Origin of the sequence: Amycolatopsis aidingensis (assembly GCF_018885265.1) — a bacterium.
In the GTDB taxonomy this organism is placed as follows: domain Bacteria; phylum Actinomycetota; class Actinomycetes; order Mycobacteriales; family Pseudonocardiaceae; genus Amycolatopsis; species Amycolatopsis aidingensis.
Genome location: NZ_CP076538.1, coordinates 6,792,385 through 6,812,928, shown reverse-complemented (window position 1 = coordinate 6,812,928; position 20,544 = coordinate 6,792,385). Strand labels below are relative to the sequence as shown.

Here is a 20,544-nt window from a genome sequence, read left to right as displayed (position 1 = left end):
AAGTGCTCATCCCGCGCAAGGTCAAGCACCGCAAGCAGCACTCCCCGAAGCGCTCCGGCGCCGCCAAGGGCGGCACGAAGGTCCACTTCGGCGAGTACGGCATCCAGGCGCTTGAGCAGAGCTACGTGACCAACCGGCAGATCGAGTCCGCTCGTATCGCCATGACCCGGCACATCAAGCGTGGCGGGAAGATCTGGATCAACATCTTCCCGGACCGCCCGCTGACCAAGAAGCCCGCGGAGACCCGGATGGGTTCCGGTAAGGGCTCCCCTGAGTGGTGGGTCGCCAACGTCAAGCCGGGCCGGGTGATGTTCGAGATGAGCTTCCCGAACGAGGCCATGGCTCGTGAGGCGCTGCGCCGCGCGATCCACAAGCTGCCGATGAAGTGCCGAATCGTGACCCGTGAAGGTGGTGAGTTCTGATGGCGAAAGCAGGAGGCGTTGCGGCGTCAGAACTTCGCGAGCTCACCGCGGAGGAGCTCGTGCTGCGGCTGAAGGAATCGAAGGAAGAACTGTTCAACCTCCGTTTCCAGATGGCGACGGGCCAGTTGGACAACAACCGCCGGCTGCGCACGGTTCGCACCGACATCGCGCGTATCTACACGGTGATGCGCGAGCGCGAGCTCGGCCTGTCGGTCTCCCCCGACGATGCTGAAGCCGAAAGTGAAGGTGCCGCATGAGCGAGCAGATCGAAGAGATCGCGAAGCAGCCGGTACAGAAGGCCGATTCCGGCCGGAACTACCGGAAGGTCCGCGAGGGCTACGTCGTCTCGGACAAGATGAACAAGACGATCGTGGTCCAGCTCGAGGACCGCAAGAAGCACGCGCGGTACGCGAAGGTCATGCGCTCCACCACCAAGGTCAAGGCGCACGACGAGGAGAACATGGCCGGCATCGGCGACCGCGTGGTCCTGATGGAGACCCGCCCGCTCTCGGCGACCAAGCGCTGGCGGCTGGTGCGGATCGTGGAGAAGGCCAAGTAAGCAGGGGGACACCCCTTCCGTTCCGCCAGGCTGGGGAATCCAGAACCGGCGAGACATACAGGAGTTGACGTGATCCAGCAGGAGTCGCGACTACGAGTCGCCGATAACACGGGTGCCAAGGAGATCCTGACCATCCGCGTGCTCGGTGGCTCGGGGCGGCGCTACGCGGGCATCGGTGACATCATCGTCGCCACCGTCAAGGACGCCATCCCGGGCGCCAACGTCAAGCGCGGTGATGTGGTCAAAGCCGTCATCGTCCGCACGGTGAAGGAGAAGCGTCGCCCTGACGGCTCCTACATCAGGTTCGACGAGAACGCCGCGGTGCTCATCAAGAACGACAACGACCCCCGGGGCACCCGTATCTTCGGGCCGGTCGGCCGCGAGCTGCGCGATCGGAAGTTCATGAAGATCATCTCGCTCGCGCCGGAGGTGTTGTGATGAAGGTGAAGAAGGGCGACACGGTCCTCGTCATCGCCGGCAAGGACAAGGGTGCGAAGGGCAAGGTCATCCAGGCCTACCCGGACCGCCAGCGAGTGCTGGTCGAGGGCGTGAACCGGATCAAGAAGCACACCCGGATCACCCAGACCCAGCGCGGCGCGCAGTCCGGCGGGATCATCACGCAGGAAGCGCCCATCCACGTGTCGAACGTGCAGGTCGTCGACTCCGACGGCAAGCCGGCCAGGGTGGGCTATCGCATCGGCGAGGACGGCAAGAAGGTCCGGATCTCGCGCAGGACCGGTAAGGACATTTGATGACGACCGCACAAGAGGCCTACCCGGTGCCGCGGTTGAAGACCCGGTACCGCGACGAGATCAAGGCCGACCTCAACAACGAGTTCAACTACGCGAACGTGCACCAGATCCCCGGTCTGGTCAAGGTCGTGGTGAACATGGGCATCGGCGACGCGGCAAGGGACAGCAAGCTGATCGAGGGCGCCGTGCGGGACCTGGCCACCATCACCGGGCAGAAGCCCGAGGTGCGCAGGGCCCGCAAGTCCATCGCGCAGTTCAAGCTGCGTGAGGGCATGCCGATCGGCGCGCGGGCCACCCTGCGTGGCGACCGGATGTGGGAGTTCCTGGACCGGCTGCTGACCATCGCGCTGCCCCGGATCCGTGACTTCCGTGGCCTGTCGGCCAAGCAGTTCGACGGTCGGGGCAACTACACGTTCGGCCTCACCGAGCAGTCGATGTTCCACGAGATCAACCCGGACTCCATCGACCGTGCGCGGGGCATGGACATCACGGTCGTCACCACCGCCACGACCGACGACGAGGGCCGCATGCTGCTTCGCAAGCTCGGCTTCCCGTTCAAGGAGAACTGAGATGGCCAAGAAAGCGCTGATCCACAAGGCCTCGAAGAAGCCGAAGTTCAAGGTGCGCGCCTACACCCGCTGCCAGAAGTGCGGCAGGCCGCGCTCGGTGTTCCGCAAGTTCGGGCTCTGCCGAGTGTGCCTGCGCGATATGGCGCACGCGGGCGAGCTGCCCGGCGTCAGCAAGTCCAGCTGGTAACGGTTCCACCGACTCCACACTTCGCCACAGGCCCTGACCATCAGGGAAGGGAACCAGGGCGAGAAAGGTTGACAGGTCACCATGACGATGACCGACCCGATCGCAGACTTCTTGACGCGTCTGCGTAACGCGAACTCGGCGTATCACGACGAGGTCGTGCTCCCGCACTCGAAGCTCAAGGCGAGCATCGCCGAGATCCTCAAGCGGGAGGGCTACATCGCGAGCTACCGCGACGAGCCGGGCGAGAAGCACAAGAACCTCGTCGTTGAGATGAAGTACGGCCCCAACCGCGAGCGCAGCATCGCGGGGCTGCGGCGGGTTTCCAAGCCGGGGCTGCGGGTGTACGCGAAATCGACCAACCTGCCCAACGTCCTCGGTGGCCTCGGCGTCGCGATCATCTCGACGTCCTCCGGGCTGCAGACCGACCGGCAGGCCAAGCGCAACGGCGTGGGCGGGGAAGTCCTCGCCTACGTCTGGTGAGGAAGGGGGACCAGGCATGTCACGCATCGGAAAGCTGCCGATCGCCGTCCCCTCCGGGGTCGAGGTGACGATCGACGGCCAGCACGTCACGGTGAAGGGGCCCAAGGGCACCCTGGAGCACACGGTTGCCGAGCCGATCAGCGTCACGCGCGCCGAGGACGGCTCGCTCGAGGTGACCAGGCCGGATGACGAGCGGGAGAACCGTTCGCTGCACGGGCTGAGCCGCACCCTGGTGAACAACCTCGTCGTCGGGGTCACTCAGGGATTCGAGAAGAAGCTGGAGATCCACGGGGTCGGTTACCGCGTGCAGGCCAAGGGCACGGACCTCGAGTTCGCGCTCGGCTTCAGCCACCCGGTGACGATCCAGGCGCCGGAGGGCATCACGTTCAGCGTGGAAAGCCCCACCAAGTTCTCGGTGTCCGGCATCGACAAGCAGAAGGTCGGCCAGACGGCTGCGGTCATTCGCAAGCTGCGGCGCCCGGACCCGTACAAGGGCAAGGGCCTGCGCTACGAGGGCGAGCGCATCCGCCGCAAGGTCGGGAAGACGGGTAAGTGATCATGAGCGAAACGGCTATCAAGCGCAAGCCGATCGGCAAGGACATCTCGACCCGCCGTCGCGCCGCCAAGGCCAAGCGCCATTTCCGGCTCCGCAAGAAGATCAGCGGCACGCCGGATCGGCCGAGGCTGGCCGTCAAGCGGTCCTCGCGGCACATGGCGGTGCAGCTCATCGACGACCTCGCCGGGCACACCATCGCGTCGGCGTCCACCCTGGAGGCGGACGTCCGGGCGATGGATGGCGACAAGAAGGCCAAGGCCGCCAAGGTGGGCGAACTGGTGGCGGCTCGCGCGAAGAACGCGGGCGTCTCCGCGGCGGTGTTCGACCGGGGTGGCAACGCCTACCACGGCCGCATCGCCGCACTGGCCGACGCCGCCCGCGAGGCGGGCCTGGAGTTCTGACAGTGATGGCCACGAATGTGAATGGAAGGAAAGCCTGATGCCGGGACGTGCACGGCAAGGCGGCGGCCAGGGCGGCCAGGGTGCCGCCGGTGGCGAGCGCGGCGACCGCCGCGAGCGCAGGGACCGTCGTGATGGTGGCCGTGGCGGGGCGGCCCAGGAGAAGACCCCGCACCTCGAGCGCGTGGTAGCGATCAACCGCGTTGCCAAGGTGGTCCAGGGTGGCCGTCGGTTCAGCTTCACCGCCCTGGTGGTCGTCGGCGACGGCGACGGCCAGGTCGGCGTCGGCTACGGCAAGGCCAAGGAGGTGCCCTCGGCGATCGCCAAGGGCGTCGAGGAGGCGAAGAAGAACTTCTTCCGCGTTCCCCGGATCGCCGGCACCATTCCGCACCCGATCCAGGGTGAGGAGGCCGCGGGCGTCGTGCTGCTGCGCCCGGCCAGCCCCGGTACCGGTGTGATCGCGGGTGGCCCGGTGCGTGCGGTGCTGGAGTGCGCCGGCGTGCACGACGTGCTGTCCAAGTCGCTCGGCAGCGACAACGCGATCAACATCGTGCGTGCCACGGTCGCCGCCCTGCGCGGTCTGCAGCGTCCGGAGGAGGTCGCGGCCCGCCGCGGCCTGCCGCTCGAGGATGTCGCGCCGGCCCGGATGCTGCGCCAGCGCGCGGGGCAGGGGGTCTGAGATGGCACAGCTCAAGGTCACCCAGATCAAGAGCAGGATCGGCACCAAGCAGAACCACCGGGACACCCTGCGCACCCTCGGGTTGCGCAAGATCCGGCAGTCCGTGGTGCGTGAGGACACCCCCCAGGTCCGCGGCCTGATCCACACGGTGCGGCACCTGGTGACCGTGGAGGAGGTCAAGTAATGGCCATCAAGATCCACCACCTCCGGCCAGCCGAGGGCTCGAACAAGGGCAAGATCCGGGTCGGCCGCGGTGAGAGCTCGAAGGGCAAGACCGCGGGTCGCGGTACCAAGGGCACCAAGGCACGGAAGAACGTACCGGCCCGGTTCGAGGGTGGGCAGATGCCCATCCACATGCGGCTGCCGAAGCTGCGTGGCTTCAACAACCGGTTCCGCACCGAGTACCAGCCGGTGAACGTGGGCGACATCGCCAGGGTGTTCACCGACGGCGGCACGATCACCGCCGCGGACCTGGCCGCCCGCGGCCTGGTCCGCAAGGGCAAGCTGGTGAAGGTGCTCGGCAACGGGGAGGTCGGCGACGTCAAGCTGGACATCACCGCCGACGCCTTCTCCAAGAGCGCACGGGAGAAGCTCGAAGCCGCCGGTGGCTCCGCCACCACCAGCAACTGAACAACTCTCCCGCGAACGGCCCGCCTGGTCCACCAGGCGGGCCGTTCGCATGTCCACCCCACCCCACCAACCGCGTTTAGCGGGCGAACCGCACCCCCGGGGGTGCGGTTCGCCCGCTAAACGCGCTCCGGGTGGCTCTCGGTGCGTGCCGCGGGTAGCGGGTGAGTAGTGAGGCGAGCACTCCGCGTTCACCCCAATGGCTCCGGCCGGTCGGCCCTTCTTCGACGACTTTCGTCGGTTACCGGCCGGTCGTTATGGACCCGACCGAGCGCAGACGGAACCTTTCCGGTGATACCTGAACCGATTCCGTAATCGAGTCAACCCGGAAGGAGGCAGGCGTGAGCGACATAAGGCCAGGAAGGCACGCCAGAGGTGGGAGGGTGTTCACGGCGCTGGGTCTCGCCGTGGGCCTTTCGTTCGCCGTGGCGCCGTCCGCTGCCGCGGCCACCCCCGACGAGCACTGCGTCTACTCGGTGACCGCGCAGACCTATGACTGTTATGACACGCGCGACCGTGCTCGTGCCCACGGCGAGCGGCTGGCGAACACAAGTGCCGAGATCATCGGCGGGATGGTGTTCGAACACATCAACTACGGCGGTCGCTCGCTAACACTCCTTGTTCCGGAGCCATGCCCGAAGAACGACCGCGTCGACTACTGGTTCCCACTCGAGAACCACGTCCTTCGTAACGAGATTTCCTCGGTCCAGGGTTGGTCGACCTGCTGGGTGTGGCTGTACCGGGAGGACGGCAGCAGGGAAGGGCCGTACCGCGGTGACCATGCCGACGTCGGTAGCCACATCAATGACCAGACCTGGGTTGTCGGGCTGAGCTGAGGAGTCGAGATGAGGATTGGCAAACGAGTCTTCGCCGTACTGGCCGCTGCCACGATGACCGTACTCGGCATGCAGACGCCGGCGGCCGCCTCCGCGCAGGACGAACCCACGATCCGGCAGTTGCTCGACCAGTGCGAACGGGGCGTGCCCAATGTGTGCGTCTTCCATCCGACCAGCTCACCTCAGGTGTATCGGGGTGAGTACCAACTGGCGGGTGGGGCACGGAACTGCTCCGCCGGCAACACCACCAGGGTGATCCGCTGGGAGTCGTCGGCCACGACCACCAACAGCGTCGGCGTCACGATCAGCGCCAGCGTGCGACTCGGGGAGATATTCGAGGCCGGTTTCGAGACCAGCTTCACCCAGGAGTGGAGCTGGAGCTCAACCCGGGCCGACGAGGTCCGGCATGAGCTCGGGCCTTACCAGGCGGTGGACATCTTCGCCGCGCCCATGCGCCAGCGCATCGTCGGTACCTACGAGATGCACTTCGAGGACCGGTATTACGGGCATTACTACTGGTACGTGCACAACGTGGCCGTCGACGGCCCGGCCGCCCAGCCCGCCTGGGACATCTACGTCCAGGAAACCGACCCCCACTGCTGACCGACTACGGTTTGCCCGCTAAACGCACCCCGCCGGCCCCCGTGCCGTACGTTTAGCGGGCAAACCGCTGGCCTACCGGGTGGCCTATCGGCGCTTTGGAGCGGGGCAGCACGCCGCTGGCAGCACGGTGGACGCGTCTCCTCGAGCGTCCCCGTACGGCCACTCGGCGGAATGGGCGCCGCTGTCCTACCGACCTCCGTCGGTTTTTGCCGCACACGGTGCAGCTACTCTGCGCGAGGCTGTTAGAGTCGGCGGCACGCTTCGGGACTGATGTGCCCCGAAGCGTTCCTGGCTTGCCCGCCCATGGGTGAGTCGGGTAATGCTGTGTTCCCGCCGGTCGCAGCACCGGCCAAGCCGATCGTCGGTCGACCCCCGACGACGCCGAGGAGGTCCCCCGCGTGCTCAGCGCCTTCCGCTCGGCTCTCGCGACGCCGGACCTGCGCAAGAAGATCCTGTTCACGCTGATGATCGTGGCGGTCTACCGTGTGGGTGCCGTCACGCCGGCGCCCGGGGTCTCCTATCCCAACGTGCAGGCATGTCAAGCGCAGGTCGAAGACCAGGGCATCTACTCGCTGCTGAACCTGTTCAGTGGCGGGGCTCTCCTACAGCTGTCGATTTTCTCGACCGGCATCATGCCGTACATCACCGCGAGCATCATCGTGCAGCTGCTCACCGTGGTGATTCCTCGCTTCGAGGAGCTGAAGAAGGAGGGGCAAGCCGGTCAGGGCAAGCTGACCCAATACACCAGGTATCTCACGATCGGCCTGGCAATCCTCCAGGCGACCGGTGTGGTGGCGCTCGCCGACCGCGGCGCGATGTTCCAGGGCTGCCCCGAGTCGGTCATCCCGGACAACAGCGTCTACTCGCTGGCGATCATCGTGATCACCATGACGGCCGGGACCGCCGTGATGATGTGGCTCGGCGAGCTGATCACTGAGCGCGGTGTCGGCAACGGCATGTCCGTGCTGATCTTCCTGAACATCGCCGCCCGGATTCCGGCCGAAGGCGCGAACATCCTCAGCAGCCAGGGCGGAACGGTGTTCGCGTTCGTCTGTGTGCTTGCCCTGGCGATCATTGCCAGCGTGGTCTTCGTCGAGCAGGGGCAGCGCCGCATCCCGGTGCAGTACGCCAAGCGCATGATCGGGCGCCGGATGTACGGCGGGACCTCGACCTACCTGCCGATCAAGGTCAACCAGGCCGGTGTCATCCCGGTCATCTTCGGTTCCTCGCTGCTGTACCTGCCGGACCTGATCAGCCGGCTCATCGGCGATCCGACCGACGCGTCCGGCTGGCAGGCGTTCATGCAGCGCTACATCGTCGACCAGTCCAGCTGGTTGCACATCCTGCTGTACTTCGGCCTGATCATGTTCTTCACGTACTTCTACATCACGATCACGTTCAACGTGGATGAGCGTGCCGAAGAGATGAAGAAGTTCGGTGGCTTCATCCCAGGCATCAGGCCAGGGCGCCCGACGGCGGAATACTTGCACTTCGTGCTGAACCGCATCACCCTTCCAGGGTCGATTTACCTCGGTCTGGTGGCGATCCTGCCCAACTTCTTCCTGTCGGTTACCGACCCGGGGCAGAACCAGAACTTCCCGTTCGGCGGCACAGCTGTGCTGATCATGGTCGGTGTCGGTCTCGACACCATGAAGCAGATTGAAAGCCAGCTGATGCAGCGCAACTACGAAGGGTTCCTCCGATGACGCGTCTGGTTCTCGTCGGCCCGCCAGGCGCGGGCAAGGGCACCCAAGCCGTGGCGTTGTCGGAACGGCTGGGCGTGCCACACATCTCCACCGGTGACCTGTTCCGTGCCCATGTGGGCGAACAGACCCCACTGGGCAAGGAGGCGAAGCGCTACCTCGACTCCGGAGAGCTGGTGCCGGACTCGGTGACCAACGAGATGGTCCGGGAGCGGCTCACCGACCCCGATGCAAAGGCCGGGTTCCTGCTCGACGGTTTCCCCCGTAACACCAAGCAGGCCGAGGTCCTCGGCCAGATACTGGCCGAGGCGGATACCGCTCTCGACGCGGTCATCCAGCTTGAGGTTCCCGAGGACGTGCTCGTGCAGCGGTTGCTCGGTCGTGGCCGGTCGGATGACACCGAGGACGTCATCCGGAGGCGCCAGCAGGTGTATCAGTCGGAGACGGCGCCGTTGCTCGAGTACTACGCCGATATCCTGATCAAGGTTGACGGTGTGGGTGACGTCGGTGAGGTCTCGACGCGGGTCGTGGAAGCGCTGCGCGATCGCAGGTGAACCGCGGAGGACTTCATGTGCCGCGACTGTTCCGCCGTGGACGCATGATCGAAGTCAAGACGCCAGGTGAGCTGGAAGCCATGCGCGCGGCTGGCTTGGTCGTGGCTCGAACGTTGAGCTTGCTGACCGAGGCCGCCCGTGCGGGAGTCAGTACGGCGGACTTGGACGAGCTCGCCGAGCAGACCATCCGGGACGCTGGTGCGGTGCCTTCATTCAAGGGGTATCACGGGTTTCCCGCTTCGATCTGTGCGTCGGTGAACGAGCAGATCGTGCACGGCATCCCGTCCAGCTCGCAGGTCCTGGCCGCGGGCGACCTTCTGTCGGTCGATTGCGGCGCGATCCTGGACGGCTGGCACGGTGACTCGGCGGTCACCATCGAGGTCGGCGTGGTTTCCGACGCCGACAGGGCGTTGTCCGTCGCCACCAGGTCAGCGATGTGGGCGGGTGTCGAGGCTGTCCTACCGGGGGGTCGGTTGACCGACATCTCCCATGCCGTACAGACCGCGGCCGAGCAGGCCAGCCTGGCCGATGGTGTCGAATACGGCATGATCGTCGAGTACGGCGGTCACGGTATCGGCACATCGATGCATATGGAGCCGTTCCTGCCGAACGTCGGTAAGCCGGGACGTGGGCCACGCCTCAAGGTCGGGATGGCGCTGGCGATCGAGCCCATGCTGACCGGCGGTAGCGGCGAGACGCGAGAGCTGGACGACGGTTGGACCGTTGTCACGGCAGACGGGTCCCGGTCCGCGCACTGGGAGCACACCGTGGCCGTCACCGCTGACGGACCGTGGGTCCTGACCGCCGCCGAGTAGCCACGGGGAACTACCAAAAGTAATCAAGCCTCAACTCTCCGCAGCTACCATGCCTGGTCGGCGGTACGTTTAGCAGGCAAACCGCACTGTGCCGGGATCCCGCCGGGTACGGTTAGCCCGCGAAACGCAGCGAGGGCCCGAGGGTGGGTATACCGTGAGGTAACATGAGTGGCCCCCGTTTGGGGGGTACGACACGGGTTGCGTACACTGTCAAGTCGGCGTGCTCATCACGCCGATTCCATCGCGCTCGTGAAATCTGGCGGCATTGGAGTCGGGGTGACGTGCGTGCCAGCACCACCGAGGCAAGCACTCACCACTCAACCCATCACGAAACGCGGAGGATATGGGCAAGAAGGACGGGGCCATCGAGGTCGAGGGCCGCGTAATCGAGCCGCTTCCCAACGCGATGTTTCGCGTCGAGTTGGAGAACGGCCACAAGGTCCTTGCACACATCAGTGGCAAGATGCGGCAGCACTACATCCGCATCCTGCCGGAGGACAGGGTCGTCGTGGAGTTGTCCCCCTACGACCTGTCCCGCGGTCGCATCGTCTACCGCTACAAGTGATCGTGGTGGGCGTGGCGAGTACAGGTTCCCTCCAGGGGACCGGTAACCACCCAGCACAAGCAGGAGAGCAGGAGACGTGAAGGTTCAACCGAGCGTCAAGAGGATCTGCGACAAGTGCCAGATCGTCCGGCGGCATGGCCGGATCATGGTGATCTGCGACAACCTGCGGCACAAGCAGCGGCAGGGCTGATCACGCACTCGTTGACGAGTGGATTGACAGCAGAATAGAACTCCCCGAACCTGCCGGCCGCCCAGCGGCCCGGTTCACCCCCGGACTTCAGGCCGGGGCCGGGACACCACCCGCGCAAGCAGGTGGCATGACAGCGAGTCGGTCCCGGAATGGGCGGGGAGCAGACCTGAAGGCAAAGAACTAGATAGGAGCACACGCGCCCATGGCACGACTCGCTGGCGTCGACCTCCCCCGCGAGAAGCGGCTGGAGATCGCGCTGACTTACATTTTCGGCATTGGCCGGACCCGCTCCAAGGAGATGATCGCCGCTACGGAGATGAACCCGGACACCCGGGTGAAGGATCTCAGTGACGACGACCTCACCAGGCTGCGGGACTATCTCGAGGAGAACTTCAAGGTCGAGGGTGACCTTCGTCGCGAGGTGAACGCCGACATTCGCCGGAAGATCGAGATCGGGTGCTACGAGGGCCTGCGGTGGCGCCGCGGCCTCCCCGTCCGCGGGCAGCGCACCAAGACCAACGCCCGGACCCGCAAGGGCCCGAAGAAGACGGTCGCCGGCAAGAAGAAGGCTGGCAAGAAATGAGCGTCCGCAGCAAGAGGGTGGTGCGCGTTGCCCGTGGTCAACGGCACGCCGCCACGTCCTGTGTCTCGCCGAAGGCGCTCTATGCCCGCCCGATGGCGCTGCGCCAGCTGTACACCGACGCCGGTTCCGTGATCCGGCGCGGGCAGCGGGAAGCCGCGGCAGCCCACTCCGAGAACTCGCGCTAACGAGGAGAAACACCCACAGATGCCACCGAAGTCTCGCGCTGCGGGGACCAAGAAGGTCCGGCGCAAGGAAAAGAAGAATGTCGCGCATGGCCACGCGCACATCAAGAGCACCTTCAACAACACCATCGTCTCCATCACTGACCCGACCGGTGCGGTGATTTCCTGGGCCTCGTCCGGCCATGTCGGCTTCAAGGGTTCCCGGAAGTCCACGCCGTTCGCCGCCCAGATGGCAGCCGAGAACGCCGCCCGAAAGGCGGCCGAGCACGGTATGAAGAAGGTCGACGTGTTCGTCAAGGGACCGGGCTCCGGTCGGGAGACCGCGATCCGCTCGCTGCAGGCCGCTGGTCTCGAGGTCGGCACGATTCAGGACGTGACCCCGCAGCCGCACAACGGCTGCCGGCCGCCGAAGCGGCGTCGGGTCTGAACTACGGGGAGGAGTAAGAAGAAATGGCTCGTTACACCGGCCCCGCGACCCGTATCTCGCGTCGTCTCAAGGTTGACCTCATCGGCGGCGACCAGGCCTTCGAGCGTCGCCCCTACCCGCCCGGCCAGCACGGCCGCGGCCGGGTGAAGGAGAGCGAGTACCTCCTGCAGCTGCAGGAGAAGCAGAAGGCCCGGCACACCTACGGTGTCCTGGAGCGGCAGTTCAGCCGCTACTACAAGGAAGCCGTGCGCCGCACCGGCAAGACCGGTGAGAACCTGCTGCAGATCCTCGAGTCCCGGCTGGACAATGTGGTCTACCGAGCAGGGATCGCCCGGACCCGGCGGCAGGCTCGGCAGCTCGTCAGCCACGGTCACTTCCTCGTGAACGGGAAGAACGTGAATGTCCCGAGCTACCAGGTGACGAAGTTCGACATCATCGACGTGCGGCCCAAGTCGCTGCAGATGCTGCCGTTCGTGGTCGCCAAAGAGTCCTTCGGGGATCGTCCGGTTCCGGGATGGCTGCAGGTCATTCCGTCCAACCTTCGCGTGCTGGTGCACCAGCTGCCCGAGCGTGCGCAGATCGACGTCCCGGTGCAGGAACAGCTGATCGTCGAGTTCTACTCGAAGTGATCCGAAGCCGGGCCTACCCGGCTCGGCGGGATCGAGCGGCGGCGCCCCGAGCGCGCCGCCGCTACGCCACACCTTTCGGCGTCATATGGCGGGCGCCGGCAGGAAAGGAAGAAGGAAAGTGCTGATTTCCCAGCGGCCGACTCTCGGCGAAGAGACGGTCAACGAGACTCGCTCCCGGTTCACCATCGAACCGCTCGAGCCCGGTTTCGGTTACACCCTCGGCAACTCGCTGCGGCGTACGCTGCTGTCGTCCATTCCGGGCGCGGCCGTGACGAGCATCCGCATCGACGGTGTGTTGCACGAGTTCACCACTGTGCCCGGGGTGAAGGAGGATGTCACCGACATCATTCTGAACCTCAAGGAGCTGGTCGTGAGCTCCGAGGAGGACGAGCCGGTCACGATGTATCTGCGCAAGCAGGGTCCTGGTGAGGTGACCGCCGCGGATATCGTGCCGCCGGCCGGTGTGACCGTGCACAACCCCGATCTGCACATTGCCTCACTCAACGGCAAGGGCAAGCTTGAGATCGAGCTGGTCGTCGAGCGTGGTCGCGGCTACGTGCCGGCGCTGCAGAACAAGCAGGCCGGCGCGGAAATCGGTCGGATCCCGGTCGACTCGATCTACTCGCCGGTTATGAAGGTGACCTACAAGGTCGAGGCGACCCGTGTCGAGCAGCGCACCGACTTCGACAAACTGATCCTGGACGTCGAGACCAAGCCGTCGATCACTCCGCGGGACGCCGTCGCCTCCGCCGGTAAGACCCTGGTCGAGCTGTTCGGCCTGGCTCGCGAGCTGAACGTGGACGCCGAGGGTATCGAGATCGGACCGTCGCCGCAGGAAGCGGACACCATCGCCGCCTACGCGATGCCGATCGAGGACCTGGACCTGACGGTACGGTCCTACAACTGCCTCAAGCGTGAGGGGATTCACACGGTCGGCGAGCTGGTCTCGCGCAGCGAAGCCGACCTGCTCGACATCCGGAACTTCGGCGCGAAGTCGATCGACGAGGTGAAGCTCAAGCTGGTCGGCCTGGGCCTCGCGCTGAAGGACAGCCCGCCCGGATTCGACCCGACGGCGGCCGCCGCCAGCTACGACGGTGAAGGCTGGTCGGACGGTGTCGACGGCATCACGAGCAGCATTTCGGACAACGGCCACGACGATGGCCAGGACTACGCAGAGACGGAGCAGCTGTAAGGCTCTGGCTCGTCCGCCACGGACAGCCTGTGGCGGACGAGCCGGTCTTCGGCTGACCAGCTGAACGAGGAGAACCGATGCCCACCCCCACCAAGGGAGCCCGTCTCGGCGGGTCGCCGGCCCACGAGCGGTTGATGCTGGCGAACCTTGCCACGTCGCTGTTCGAGCACGGCCGGATCACTACAACCGAGACGAAGGCGCGCCGCGTGCGGCCGCTCGCCGAGAAGCTGATCACCAAGGCCAAGCGTGGCGACCTGCACAACCGGCGGCAGATCCAGCGGGTCATCCGGAACAAGGATGTCGTGCACAAGCTGATGGCCGAGATCGGTCCGTTCTTCGAGGACCGCAACGGTGGTTACACCCGCATCACCAAGACGCTGCCGCGCAAGGGTGACAACGCCCCGATGGCTGTGATCGAGCTGGTGTCGGAGAAGACCGCGACCGCGGAGGCCGAGGCTGCCCGGAAGACCAAGTTCGCCAAGGACGCCCCGAAGCAGGAGTCCGCCGATACGGCGTCTGAGGCTTCCGGTACGACCGCGGTCGAGGTCCCCGCGGAGGCCATTGAGGCTGCGACCACCGCGGCCACCGAGGTCGAAGAGAGCGCTTCGACCGAGGAGGCGCCGTACGGCGAAGACAGCCGTGCGCCACTCGACGACGGTTCGCAGCCGGACGGTTTCCCAGTCAAGGGTAGTGAGGACACCAAGGTGTACCACGCTCCGGACAGCGCCGATTATGAGCAGGCCACCGCCGATGTGTGGTTCGCCAGCGCAGAGGCAGCGGAGGCGGCCGGTTTCGAGGCCTCCCAGGCCACGTCGTCGGAGGATGACTCCTGACGGCAGCAGATACACCGAACGAGCCCGTCGCTCCCGCTACTGGGGAGGGCGGGCTCGTTCGTCTGCGCCTCGATGTCAGCTATGACGGCACTGATTTCTCCGGCTGGGCACGGCAACCAGATCGGCGGACGGTGCAGGGGGTGCTCGAGGACGCGCTGGCAAGGCAGCCTCCGGGAGCCGGGGTCCCGCGCTCCGTTGTTGTCGCTGGCCGAACCGACGCCGGTGTACACGCCACCCGCCAGGTGGTCCACGCCGACGTGGTGCCGTTAGCGGGCGAAACGCGCTCCGGGCGGCTTTCGGTTGATTCTCGTGGCATCCCTGACCTCGACCGGATGCGCTATCGTTGGAATCGATATCTGCCCGCTGACCTGCGTGTTCTCGTCGCCCGGGTAGCCCCCAGCGAGTTCGACGCGCGATTTTCCGCCGTGCGCAGGCACTATCGTTACCGGGTTTCGGATGCTCCTTGGGGCGTCGATCCGTTACGGCGTCGTGACACCCTTGCCTGGGGACGACCGCTCGATGTGGATGCGATGAATGCAGCGTCGGTAGAGTTGCTCGGTCTGCACGACTTCGCAGCGTTCTGCAAGCAGCGTGACGGCGCTACTACGGTCAGGGAGTTGCAGGAGCTGAGTTGGCGACGGGTGGATGAGCACCTGGTGGAGGCCTCCGTTGCGGCGGATGCCTTTTGCCATTCCATGGTGCGCAGTCTGGTCGGTGCCTTGTTGATGGTCGGTGATGGTCGCCGGTCGATGGACGAACCGGCTAACCAACTCGAAAGCGGTGTTCGGGGCAGCACCGTAGCCCCTGCACATGGTCTCACGCTCGAGGGCGTTGACTATCCGTCAGATGGCGAGCTGGCTGCTCGTGCTGAGCAGACTCGCAAGCTCCGGGTTCCCGGAGGCATTCGTCAGGAGTAGTTCATTACGCTACGGACCAGGTCGAGGAGTTTTTGGTAGGGGCCGGCAAGTAGCTCGGCGTCGACGATGACGAAACGCCATCCTTCGGCCTTGAGCCGTTTTCGACGCGCATGATCATGTTTGATCTGCTCGGCTTTCAGATGCCAGCGTCCGTCGTACTCGATGGCTACCTGGTGCTCGGGCAGTGCCAGGTCGAGCCGCGCGACTACCTTGCGTTTCCTGCGGATCTTGTACTGCGGTGTCGGCGCGAGGCCGCCTGTACTCAGAACGACACGTAGTTCGGACTCTGGGAGCGACTCGGCCCGCGGGTCGGCCAATGCCAACGCACTCCGGGCGAGACGAATCCCACGATTACGCCGCCGGAGCAGGGCGTAGGCCAGTTTGCGTCGCTTGACGAGACCGGTTCGCAGGAACGCATCGACATCGGGGACGGCGATGCGGAGCCGTCGTATCCAGTTGTGCGTGCGCGGTGACAGCCTCAGCACAAGATCTAGAACTACCCGAGCTGGTCTCGCGATTCGTACCCTTTTCCAGGGGCGAGATTCTTTCCTGGTGATCTCGGTTCGGCGGACGTGTACGCCCTTGATTGGCCCGAACCGAAATTTCTCCGGAACCACGAACTCGACCGGGTCGTGGGTCTTGGCCAGTGGTACGCCGAGCACGGTTGCCGCGGATCGCCCGGTCAGTACCGCTTCCTCCGGCACGATCAGTGCCGCGCCGCGACAGCGCAACTCGTGGGTCACCGGGATGCCCGAAGGGACGTACACGTCCTGGAATAAGCGACGAAACGCCGGTCCGCGTAGCTGCCCGGCGGTGACAAGGCCTTCCCGGCGCGCTTCTGAGCCGCGAAAGACGTCGGTGAGTTCATGAGGTCTGGTCTGCACAACTACAGCGTGCCGCAGAAACCCGCGACATGGAATTGTCAAATTTGTTTTGTGGAAATGTTGCTCAGCTTGATGGGTTATCCACAGGTTCACCCCGAGCGGACTTGACACCACCTGCCTCCCCAGTGCGGTACGTTTTGCCCGCTAACCACGCTCCGAGGGGCGCGTTTAGCGGGCAAAACGCAGCGTGGGGCCGGGGTCAGTCGCCGCGGCGGACGGGGCCGAGGAGTTGCTGTTCCTTACTGGTGGTGACCAGCCGAAGCGGACGCCACAGGTTGCGGCCAAGGGCAACCACTTGGTCGTCCTTCAGCGTGGTGAGCTGATGCATCATCTGCGGGGGCAGCCGCCAGAGCCGTCCGGCTAGTTCGGCCTGCCCCGCCGGCAAGCGTTGCATCAACACCAGATCGGCAGCGTTGGCGATCGCGCCGGCCTGCGGGTGCAGGTACGGCAGCACATACACCGTCGTCTGCCACGGCGAACGGGGCGGGAACAGGTCCGGTGGCGTGGGTCCACCGTCGTTCACCACCAGCAGGGGCGCGTCTTCGGACGGCCTCGGCAGCTCTACCGGTGACAACCGTCGAATCTGTACCAGCGGTGACGGCCGTCCGTTCGGCTGGGTACCGGCAGCCTTCGACAGCACCTGCCAGGCGGCGGGCCTACCGGTGGCGATCACGACCCAGGCACCCACCGCCATCGCCCGCAGTGCCACCTGGCGGGCCAGATACAGGCCGCCGACCAGCACGATCCGGGTCGGAGTGGATCGCAGGGCCGAGATCGTCAGCGGCTCACCCTGCAATCCGGAGCCCAGGACGATACCGCCACGATCGCCGGACGGGCTGATCGCGTCCAGCAGTGCGGGGTCCACGGTGAACTCCGGGGCGACACCGGTATTCCGGTTCGCATCGCGAACGCGGGATGTCATGCTGTGCCTCCCATCGGAAGGGTGGCGGCGAATCCGTCAACCTGCCTGCCCCGCAGGGGAGTCAAGGTCACCCCGAGCCGATCGGAGATGGTGCTCAGCCGGGAGTCGGCTGCTTCGAGTTCGCGCGGGTTGCGTGCGCTCACTCGGACGATGCCACGCAACCCCACGTTGCCTTCGTCCGCGGCGGGGGAGATCGATATCGCTACCGTGGCCGACAGTGCTCGGACACTAGTCAACACATTGAGGCTGTTGCTGATCTTGCCCTTGGGCCACCCCGTGATCGCGTAGCTGGCGTGGCCGATGCCAGCGGCCGTGACACCAGTCCACCGCTCTTTTAGCCCGACCCGGTTGCCTGAGCCTGCCACACCGGTCAGCTCCGAGGCCGAGATGCCCGCTCGCAGCAACTCGTCCGGATCGAGCGGCCGGGTGGGGACGCCCCGTGACTCCAGGGCGTTGCGCACGCGCGATAGCGCGCCGATCAGGGCGCGATGCGCCCCGACCACGCCGCCGCCACGCTCGCGCACGGCGGCGGGGCAGCGCCGCGGATCCAGGCGGATCGCCACCCAGGTCGTCCGCCGTGCCGCTGCGGGAAGGGGACCCAGTACCTCCATGTACGAACTGAGCGCGGGGGAGTCCGACGGCAGCGCCGCGCTGCCCGGGTAGCAGTGCCAGATCATCTGGATCGAGTCGAGGACCACCCCGCGGTCCTCCAGGCAGGGTGCCAACGCCGACAGTGGCAGGCTCGGCGCACCACCCGCCTGGGTGATCAACGCTGGGGCCGGTTCGACCAACAACACAGCGGTCCAGGTGCCGTCGTTCCAGGCAAGCCCGACCTGTTGACGCTCATGGTCGACTCCGTGTGCCACCACGAGGTCCGGCACCGCCAGCCGGAGCAGGTTGACTCGCGGGTCGTCCGGTCCCGTGACCTTTTCCTCGTCGGCAGCGATGGATTCCAGGCTGGTCGGAGCGACTGGTTGCGCCACCCGATCGTGTGACCGCAGCATGTATCGCGTGGTAAGACCGACCCATTGAGTGAACCACTTGCCGTTCCATCGCAGGAAGGCGCACACCAGCAACACAGCGAGTACGCCGATCGCTACGTAGACCAGGTCCGAATTGATTGCGATCAGGACCAGGCCGGCTGCGAATCCCACTTCCAGCAGTATGAGGTTTGCCACGGGCAACGGACCGAGATTTACCCCAACCGCCCGGCGCCGCGCCGGCGGCGCAACCCTCGGCGCGCCGCCAGCCGAGCCAGGTCCCCCCGGCTGCTGAGGCGGCTGCTGACCGGGCGGCGGCCCGCCTGGTCCGCCCGGGCCGCCGGGCCCGCCCGGACCTCCTGGGCCCCTCGGTCCACCTGGTCCTCCGGGCCCTGCAGGGCCTTCGCCACGCCCTCCCGGGCGCGGAGGCGGACCGGGCGGCCGACCTGGTGGGCGGGGCCCCGGCGGAGGGCCTCCCGGACGTGGAGGAGTGGTGACGGACATCCGCGCGTTCTCTTCCCTCGTTGGTGCTGCTGAGCTGGAAAGCCGGTCCCGAGGAGTCAAACACTAACCGGAGTTGGTAGAAAGCCCACACCAGACGGTCCCCGTACGACTATCCTGCGGAACCGTACCGCGACTGGGAGAGCTGTAGGTCGAGAATGCCGTCAACACCGACAACCAAGTCTCAGGTCCAGGCGTACCAGTTCGTACTGCGGCGGATGCAGTCGGCGCTGGTGCGCAGGGACGCCGTGATGCTGCACGACCCGATGCGGACGCATTCCCGCGCGACCGTAGTCGGCGTCGTGATCAGCGTTCTCGGCCTGCTCGGCTTCATGATCTTCGGCTTGTTCAAGCCCAAGCCGACCGTCCCGAACTCGGGCAACATCGTGATCGGGAAAGAATCGGGCTCGATCTACGTCGTGACCGGCAACCCGAAGACCCTCGTCCCGACGTTCAACCTGGCTTCCGCGCGCCTCCTCCTCATGGCGCAGCAGGAACGTGCGCAGGAAGGCGGCGAGGGTGCAGCGGCAGGTGGCGGTAATGTCGAGGTGAAGGAGCCGAATTTCGTCTCGGACGAGCAGCTCAAGGACATTCCGCGGGCTCGGCAGCAGGGCATCCCGGACGGTCCGCCGCTGTTGCCCACCGCTGAGCAGCGGATTTCGGACAACTGGGCGGTCTGCGACCTGATCGGTCTCAACATGAGCCTGCCAGATCCCACCAGCGCGAACGAGAACACGACCACGGTGGTCGCGGGTGTCGATAAGCTCGGCAAGGAGCTGACCCAGAACGAGGCGCTGCTGGCCACCGCGGAGAACGGCAAGACGTACCTGATCTACCGCCTGAGTGGCGACGCCAACCGGCCGCATGCCGACACCGTTCGCGCCGAGATCGACATGGAGAACCAGCGGTCCGTTCGTCGGGCGCTCAACCTGAGCGACAAGCCCCGCTACATCTCGATGAGTCTGCTGAACGCCATCCCGCCGGTCGGCGAGATCAAGGCTCCCACCGTGCCCGGCGCGGGGTCGCCGAACACCTTCGGTCTGGAAGGCATCGAGGTCGGTCAGGTGTTCTCGTCCTCTCGTGTGGACAGCACGTTGTACTTCGTGGTCACCCAGGAGGGCGTCCAGCAGGTGTCCAAGGCCGTGGCCGACATGGTCCGCTTCGAGCGCTCGCCGAACAGCGGCCCGCCGCCCGAGGTCAGCGTCGACAAACTGCAGGAACTGCCTGAGGTGGGTCCCGGCATGGACTCGTATCTGGACGTGGACGACTACCCCAAGGTGGTCCCGACGGTGCTGGATCCGGTGCGGTACCCCTCCAGCTGCCTCGGCTGGACGATCGAGGGCGAAGGGCAGAACCGGGACGGCCACACCAAGGTGTTCGTCGGTGCGGAATCACCGGTGCCGGCCAATGCGCAGGGTGACTCTGAGGCGGTCGAGGTCGGTCAGCCCGGCCCCAACGGCCTGCCTCTGGACAGCTTCTACATGCAACCTGGTTACGCGGCGGTGGTGCGTTCGGCTACGGGGAAGGACAGCTTCGGCCGTGGACCGATCCAGCTCGTCTCGGACCGGGGCATGCGCTACGGGGTTCCGAGTGAGCGGACAGCGGCCGGCCTGGGCCTCAACGACCCGCGGCCGGCTCCCGAGTCGATTCTCCGGCTGTTGCCGACCGGGCCATCTCTGAACACGCAGGATGTGCTGCGCACCTTCGACCGCGTTCCGGTCGAGCCGGCAGAGCCTGGCGACTTCGAGGTGCAGTCACCGGAAGCCGCAGGCGCGCCGGGCGGCAGCTGAGCGCGTCGACGGAAGCCCCAGGCGTCACCCGGCTGAGCGTGGCAGGTGAAACCCGCAGACCATGCTCACCGGGCAAGCCGTCATGCCCGGTGAGCATGCCCGTTGTCCCGCTGCCGTGCCCGCTTCCACACCCGCCGAGCCGCGCAGTTTGCCCGCGAAACGTACTCGGCGGTGGTGCGGTTTGCCCGCTGAATGCAGCATGCCGGGTG

At 66.0% G+C, this 20,544-nt stretch carries 31 protein-coding genes; 28 read left to right on the top strand and 3 right to left on the bottom strand.

All coding sequences use genetic code 11. From position 1 onward, the window contains the following. Nucleotides 1-2: 2 nt before the first annotated feature. From rplP to truA, 27 genes are all read left to right on the top strand, one after another. Entirely contained in the window at nucleotides 3-422 is a 420-nt protein-coding gene (gene rplP / locus KOI47_RS31155) for a 50S ribosomal protein L16 (RefSeq protein ID WP_216210481.1), read from the top strand. Continuing rightward, nucleotides 422-679, top strand: a complete 258-nt coding sequence (gene rpmC / locus KOI47_RS31150) for a 50S ribosomal protein L29 (RefSeq protein WP_141998710.1) — start codon at nucleotides 422-424, stop codon at nucleotides 677-679. Before rplP ends, rpmC begins: the two co-directional genes overlap by 1 nt. Further along, nucleotides 676-981 (top strand): 30S ribosomal protein S17, encoded by a 306-nt coding sequence (rpsQ, locus tag KOI47_RS31145; protein WP_216210480.1) that lies wholly within the window; start codon nucleotides 676-678, stop codon nucleotides 979-981. The genes rpmC and rpsQ overlap by 4 nt, the downstream gene beginning before the upstream one ends. Nucleotides 982-1,050: 69 nt before the next feature. Then, nucleotides 1,051-1,419, top strand: a complete 369-nt coding sequence (rplN, locus tag KOI47_RS31140) for a 50S ribosomal protein L14 (protein WP_007023270.1) — start codon at nucleotides 1,051-1,053, stop codon at nucleotides 1,417-1,419. Continuing rightward, complete coding sequence (gene rplX / locus KOI47_RS31135; protein ID WP_216210478.1) at nucleotides 1,419-1,733, top strand: 50S ribosomal protein L24; 315 nt, start codon at nucleotides 1,419-1,421, stop codon at nucleotides 1,731-1,733. The genes rplN and rplX overlap by 1 nt, the downstream gene beginning before the upstream one ends. Beyond that, a complete protein-coding gene (gene rplE, locus KOI47_RS31130) occupies nucleotides 1,733-2,302 on the top strand; it encodes a 50S ribosomal protein L5 (RefSeq protein WP_216210476.1) in 570 nt (189 codons plus the stop codon). Before rplX ends, rplE begins: the two co-directional genes overlap by 1 nt. Nucleotide 2,303: 1 nt before the next feature. Then, nucleotides 2,304-2,489, top strand: a complete 186-nt coding sequence (locus KOI47_RS31125) for a type Z 30S ribosomal protein S14 (protein WP_141998701.1) — start codon at nucleotides 2,304-2,306, stop codon at nucleotides 2,487-2,489. Nucleotides 2,490-2,570: 81 nt separating this feature from the next. Beyond that, entirely contained in the window at nucleotides 2,571-2,969 is a 399-nt protein-coding gene (rpsH, locus tag KOI47_RS31120) for a 30S ribosomal protein S8 (protein ID WP_216210474.1), read from the top strand. Between the two features lie 16 nt (nucleotides 2,970-2,985). Continuing rightward, entirely contained in the window at nucleotides 2,986-3,525 is a 540-nt protein-coding gene (gene rplF, locus KOI47_RS31115) for a 50S ribosomal protein L6 (protein WP_216210472.1), read from the top strand. 2 nt (nucleotides 3,526-3,527) lie between these two features. Then, complete coding sequence (gene rplR / locus KOI47_RS31110; RefSeq protein WP_269756676.1) at nucleotides 3,528-3,926, top strand: 50S ribosomal protein L18; 399 nt, start codon at nucleotides 3,528-3,530, stop codon at nucleotides 3,924-3,926. Nucleotides 3,927-3,963: 37 nt separating this feature from the next. Beyond that, on the top strand, nucleotides 3,964-4,602 hold the full coding sequence (gene rpsE / locus KOI47_RS31105) for a 30S ribosomal protein S5 (RefSeq protein WP_216210470.1): 639 nt from the start codon (nucleotides 3,964-3,966) through the stop codon (nucleotides 4,600-4,602). Nucleotide 4,603: 1 nt separating this feature from the next. Continuing rightward, nucleotides 4,604-4,786, top strand: a complete 183-nt coding sequence (gene rpmD, locus KOI47_RS31100; RefSeq protein WP_141998691.1) for a 50S ribosomal protein L30 — start codon at nucleotides 4,604-4,606, stop codon at nucleotides 4,784-4,786. Continuing rightward, entirely contained in the window at nucleotides 4,786-5,232 is a 447-nt protein-coding gene (gene rplO / locus KOI47_RS31095; RefSeq protein ID WP_216210468.1) for a 50S ribosomal protein L15, read from the top strand. The genes rpmD and rplO overlap by 1 nt, the downstream gene beginning before the upstream one ends. A gap of 380 nt (nucleotides 5,233-5,612) precedes the next feature. Next, nucleotides 5,613-6,065 (top strand): hypothetical protein, encoded by a 453-nt coding sequence (locus KOI47_RS31090; RefSeq protein ID WP_232376372.1) that lies wholly within the window; start codon nucleotides 5,613-5,615, stop codon nucleotides 6,063-6,065. Nucleotides 6,066-6,074: 9 nt separating this feature from the next. Further along, complete coding sequence (locus KOI47_RS31085) at nucleotides 6,075-6,668, top strand: hypothetical protein (protein ID WP_232376371.1); 594 nt, start codon at nucleotides 6,075-6,077, stop codon at nucleotides 6,666-6,668. Between the two features lie 398 nt (nucleotides 6,669-7,066). After that, on the top strand, nucleotides 7,067-8,374 hold the full coding sequence (gene secY, locus KOI47_RS31080; protein ID WP_216210466.1) for a preprotein translocase subunit SecY: 1,308 nt from the start codon (nucleotides 7,067-7,069) through the stop codon (nucleotides 8,372-8,374). Then, the gene (locus KOI47_RS31075; protein WP_216210464.1) at nucleotides 8,371-8,925 is read left to right on the top strand and encodes an adenylate kinase; all 555 of its coding nucleotides are present in this window, start codon (nucleotides 8,371-8,373) and stop codon (nucleotides 8,923-8,925) included. Before secY ends, KOI47_RS31075 begins: the two co-directional genes overlap by 4 nt. Before the next feature lie 44 nt (nucleotides 8,926-8,969). Then, nucleotides 8,970-9,740, top strand: coding sequence for a type I methionyl aminopeptidase (gene map / locus KOI47_RS31070; RefSeq protein WP_216210463.1), 771 nt, complete (start codon nucleotides 8,970-8,972; stop codon nucleotides 9,738-9,740). Between the two features lie 343 nt (nucleotides 9,741-10,083). Next, a complete protein-coding gene (gene infA, locus KOI47_RS31065) occupies nucleotides 10,084-10,305 on the top strand; it encodes a translation initiation factor IF-1 (protein WP_009948665.1) in 222 nt (73 codons plus the stop codon). 76 nt (nucleotides 10,306-10,381) lie between these two features. Beyond that, the gene (gene rpmJ, locus KOI47_RS31060; protein ID WP_141998680.1) at nucleotides 10,382-10,495 is read left to right on the top strand and encodes a 50S ribosomal protein L36; all 114 of its coding nucleotides are present in this window, start codon (nucleotides 10,382-10,384) and stop codon (nucleotides 10,493-10,495) included. Between the two features lie 202 nt (nucleotides 10,496-10,697). After that, complete coding sequence (gene rpsM / locus KOI47_RS31055) at nucleotides 10,698-11,078, top strand: 30S ribosomal protein S13 (RefSeq protein WP_216210461.1); 381 nt, start codon at nucleotides 10,698-10,700, stop codon at nucleotides 11,076-11,078. Continuing rightward, nucleotides 11,075-11,263, top strand: a complete 189-nt coding sequence (locus tag KOI47_RS31050) for a hypothetical protein (protein ID WP_216210459.1) — start codon at nucleotides 11,075-11,077, stop codon at nucleotides 11,261-11,263. Before rpsM ends, KOI47_RS31050 begins: the two co-directional genes overlap by 4 nt. Before the next feature lie 19 nt (nucleotides 11,264-11,282). Next, nucleotides 11,283-11,687 (top strand): 30S ribosomal protein S11, encoded by a 405-nt coding sequence (gene rpsK, locus KOI47_RS31045; protein ID WP_141998674.1) that lies wholly within the window; start codon nucleotides 11,283-11,285, stop codon nucleotides 11,685-11,687. Between the two features lie 23 nt (nucleotides 11,688-11,710). Then, entirely contained in the window at nucleotides 11,711-12,316 is a 606-nt protein-coding gene (gene rpsD, locus KOI47_RS31040; protein WP_216210457.1) for a 30S ribosomal protein S4, read from the top strand. A gap of 118 nt (nucleotides 12,317-12,434) precedes the next feature. Further along, nucleotides 12,435-13,508, top strand: a complete 1,074-nt coding sequence (locus KOI47_RS31035; RefSeq protein WP_216210456.1) for a DNA-directed RNA polymerase subunit alpha — start codon at nucleotides 12,435-12,437, stop codon at nucleotides 13,506-13,508. A gap of 77 nt (nucleotides 13,509-13,585) precedes the next feature. Continuing rightward, on the top strand, nucleotides 13,586-14,341 hold the full coding sequence (gene rplQ, locus KOI47_RS31030; RefSeq protein WP_216210454.1) for a 50S ribosomal protein L17, sunset domain variant: 756 nt from the start codon (nucleotides 13,586-13,588) through the stop codon (nucleotides 14,339-14,341). Further along, a complete protein-coding gene (truA, locus tag KOI47_RS31025; RefSeq protein WP_408629962.1) occupies nucleotides 14,338-15,258 on the top strand; it encodes a tRNA pseudouridine(38-40) synthase TruA in 921 nt (306 codons plus the stop codon). The genes rplQ and truA overlap by 4 nt, the downstream gene beginning before the upstream one ends. Here truA and KOI47_RS31020 read toward each other — a convergent pair. From KOI47_RS31020 to eccE, 3 genes are all read right to left on the bottom strand, one after another. Continuing rightward, on the bottom strand, nucleotides 15,249-16,142 hold the full coding sequence (locus KOI47_RS31020) for an endonuclease domain-containing protein (RefSeq protein WP_216210453.1): 894 nt from the start codon (nucleotides 16,140-16,142) through the stop codon (nucleotides 15,249-15,251). The genes truA and KOI47_RS31020 overlap by 10 nt on opposite strands. Nucleotides 16,143-16,341: 199 nt before the next feature. After that, nucleotides 16,342-17,064 carry a hypothetical protein gene (locus KOI47_RS31015; protein ID WP_216210451.1) on the bottom strand — a complete coding sequence of 241 codons (723 nt, stop codon included), beginning with the start codon at nucleotides 17,062-17,064 and terminating at the stop codon, nucleotides 16,342-16,344. Continuing rightward, complete coding sequence (eccE, locus tag KOI47_RS31010) at nucleotides 17,061-18,242, bottom strand: type VII secretion protein EccE (protein WP_216217678.1); 1,182 nt, start codon at nucleotides 18,240-18,242, stop codon at nucleotides 17,061-17,063. Before eccE ends, KOI47_RS31015 begins: the two co-directional genes overlap by 4 nt. 461 nt (nucleotides 18,243-18,703) lie before the next feature. On the opposite strand from eccE, the gene eccB reads away from it, so the two are divergent. Then, on the top strand, nucleotides 18,704-20,335 hold the full coding sequence (eccB, locus tag KOI47_RS31005) for a type VII secretion protein EccB (protein ID WP_216210449.1): 1,632 nt from the start codon (nucleotides 18,704-18,706) through the stop codon (nucleotides 20,333-20,335). Nucleotides 20,336-20,544: the final 209 nt, after the last annotated feature.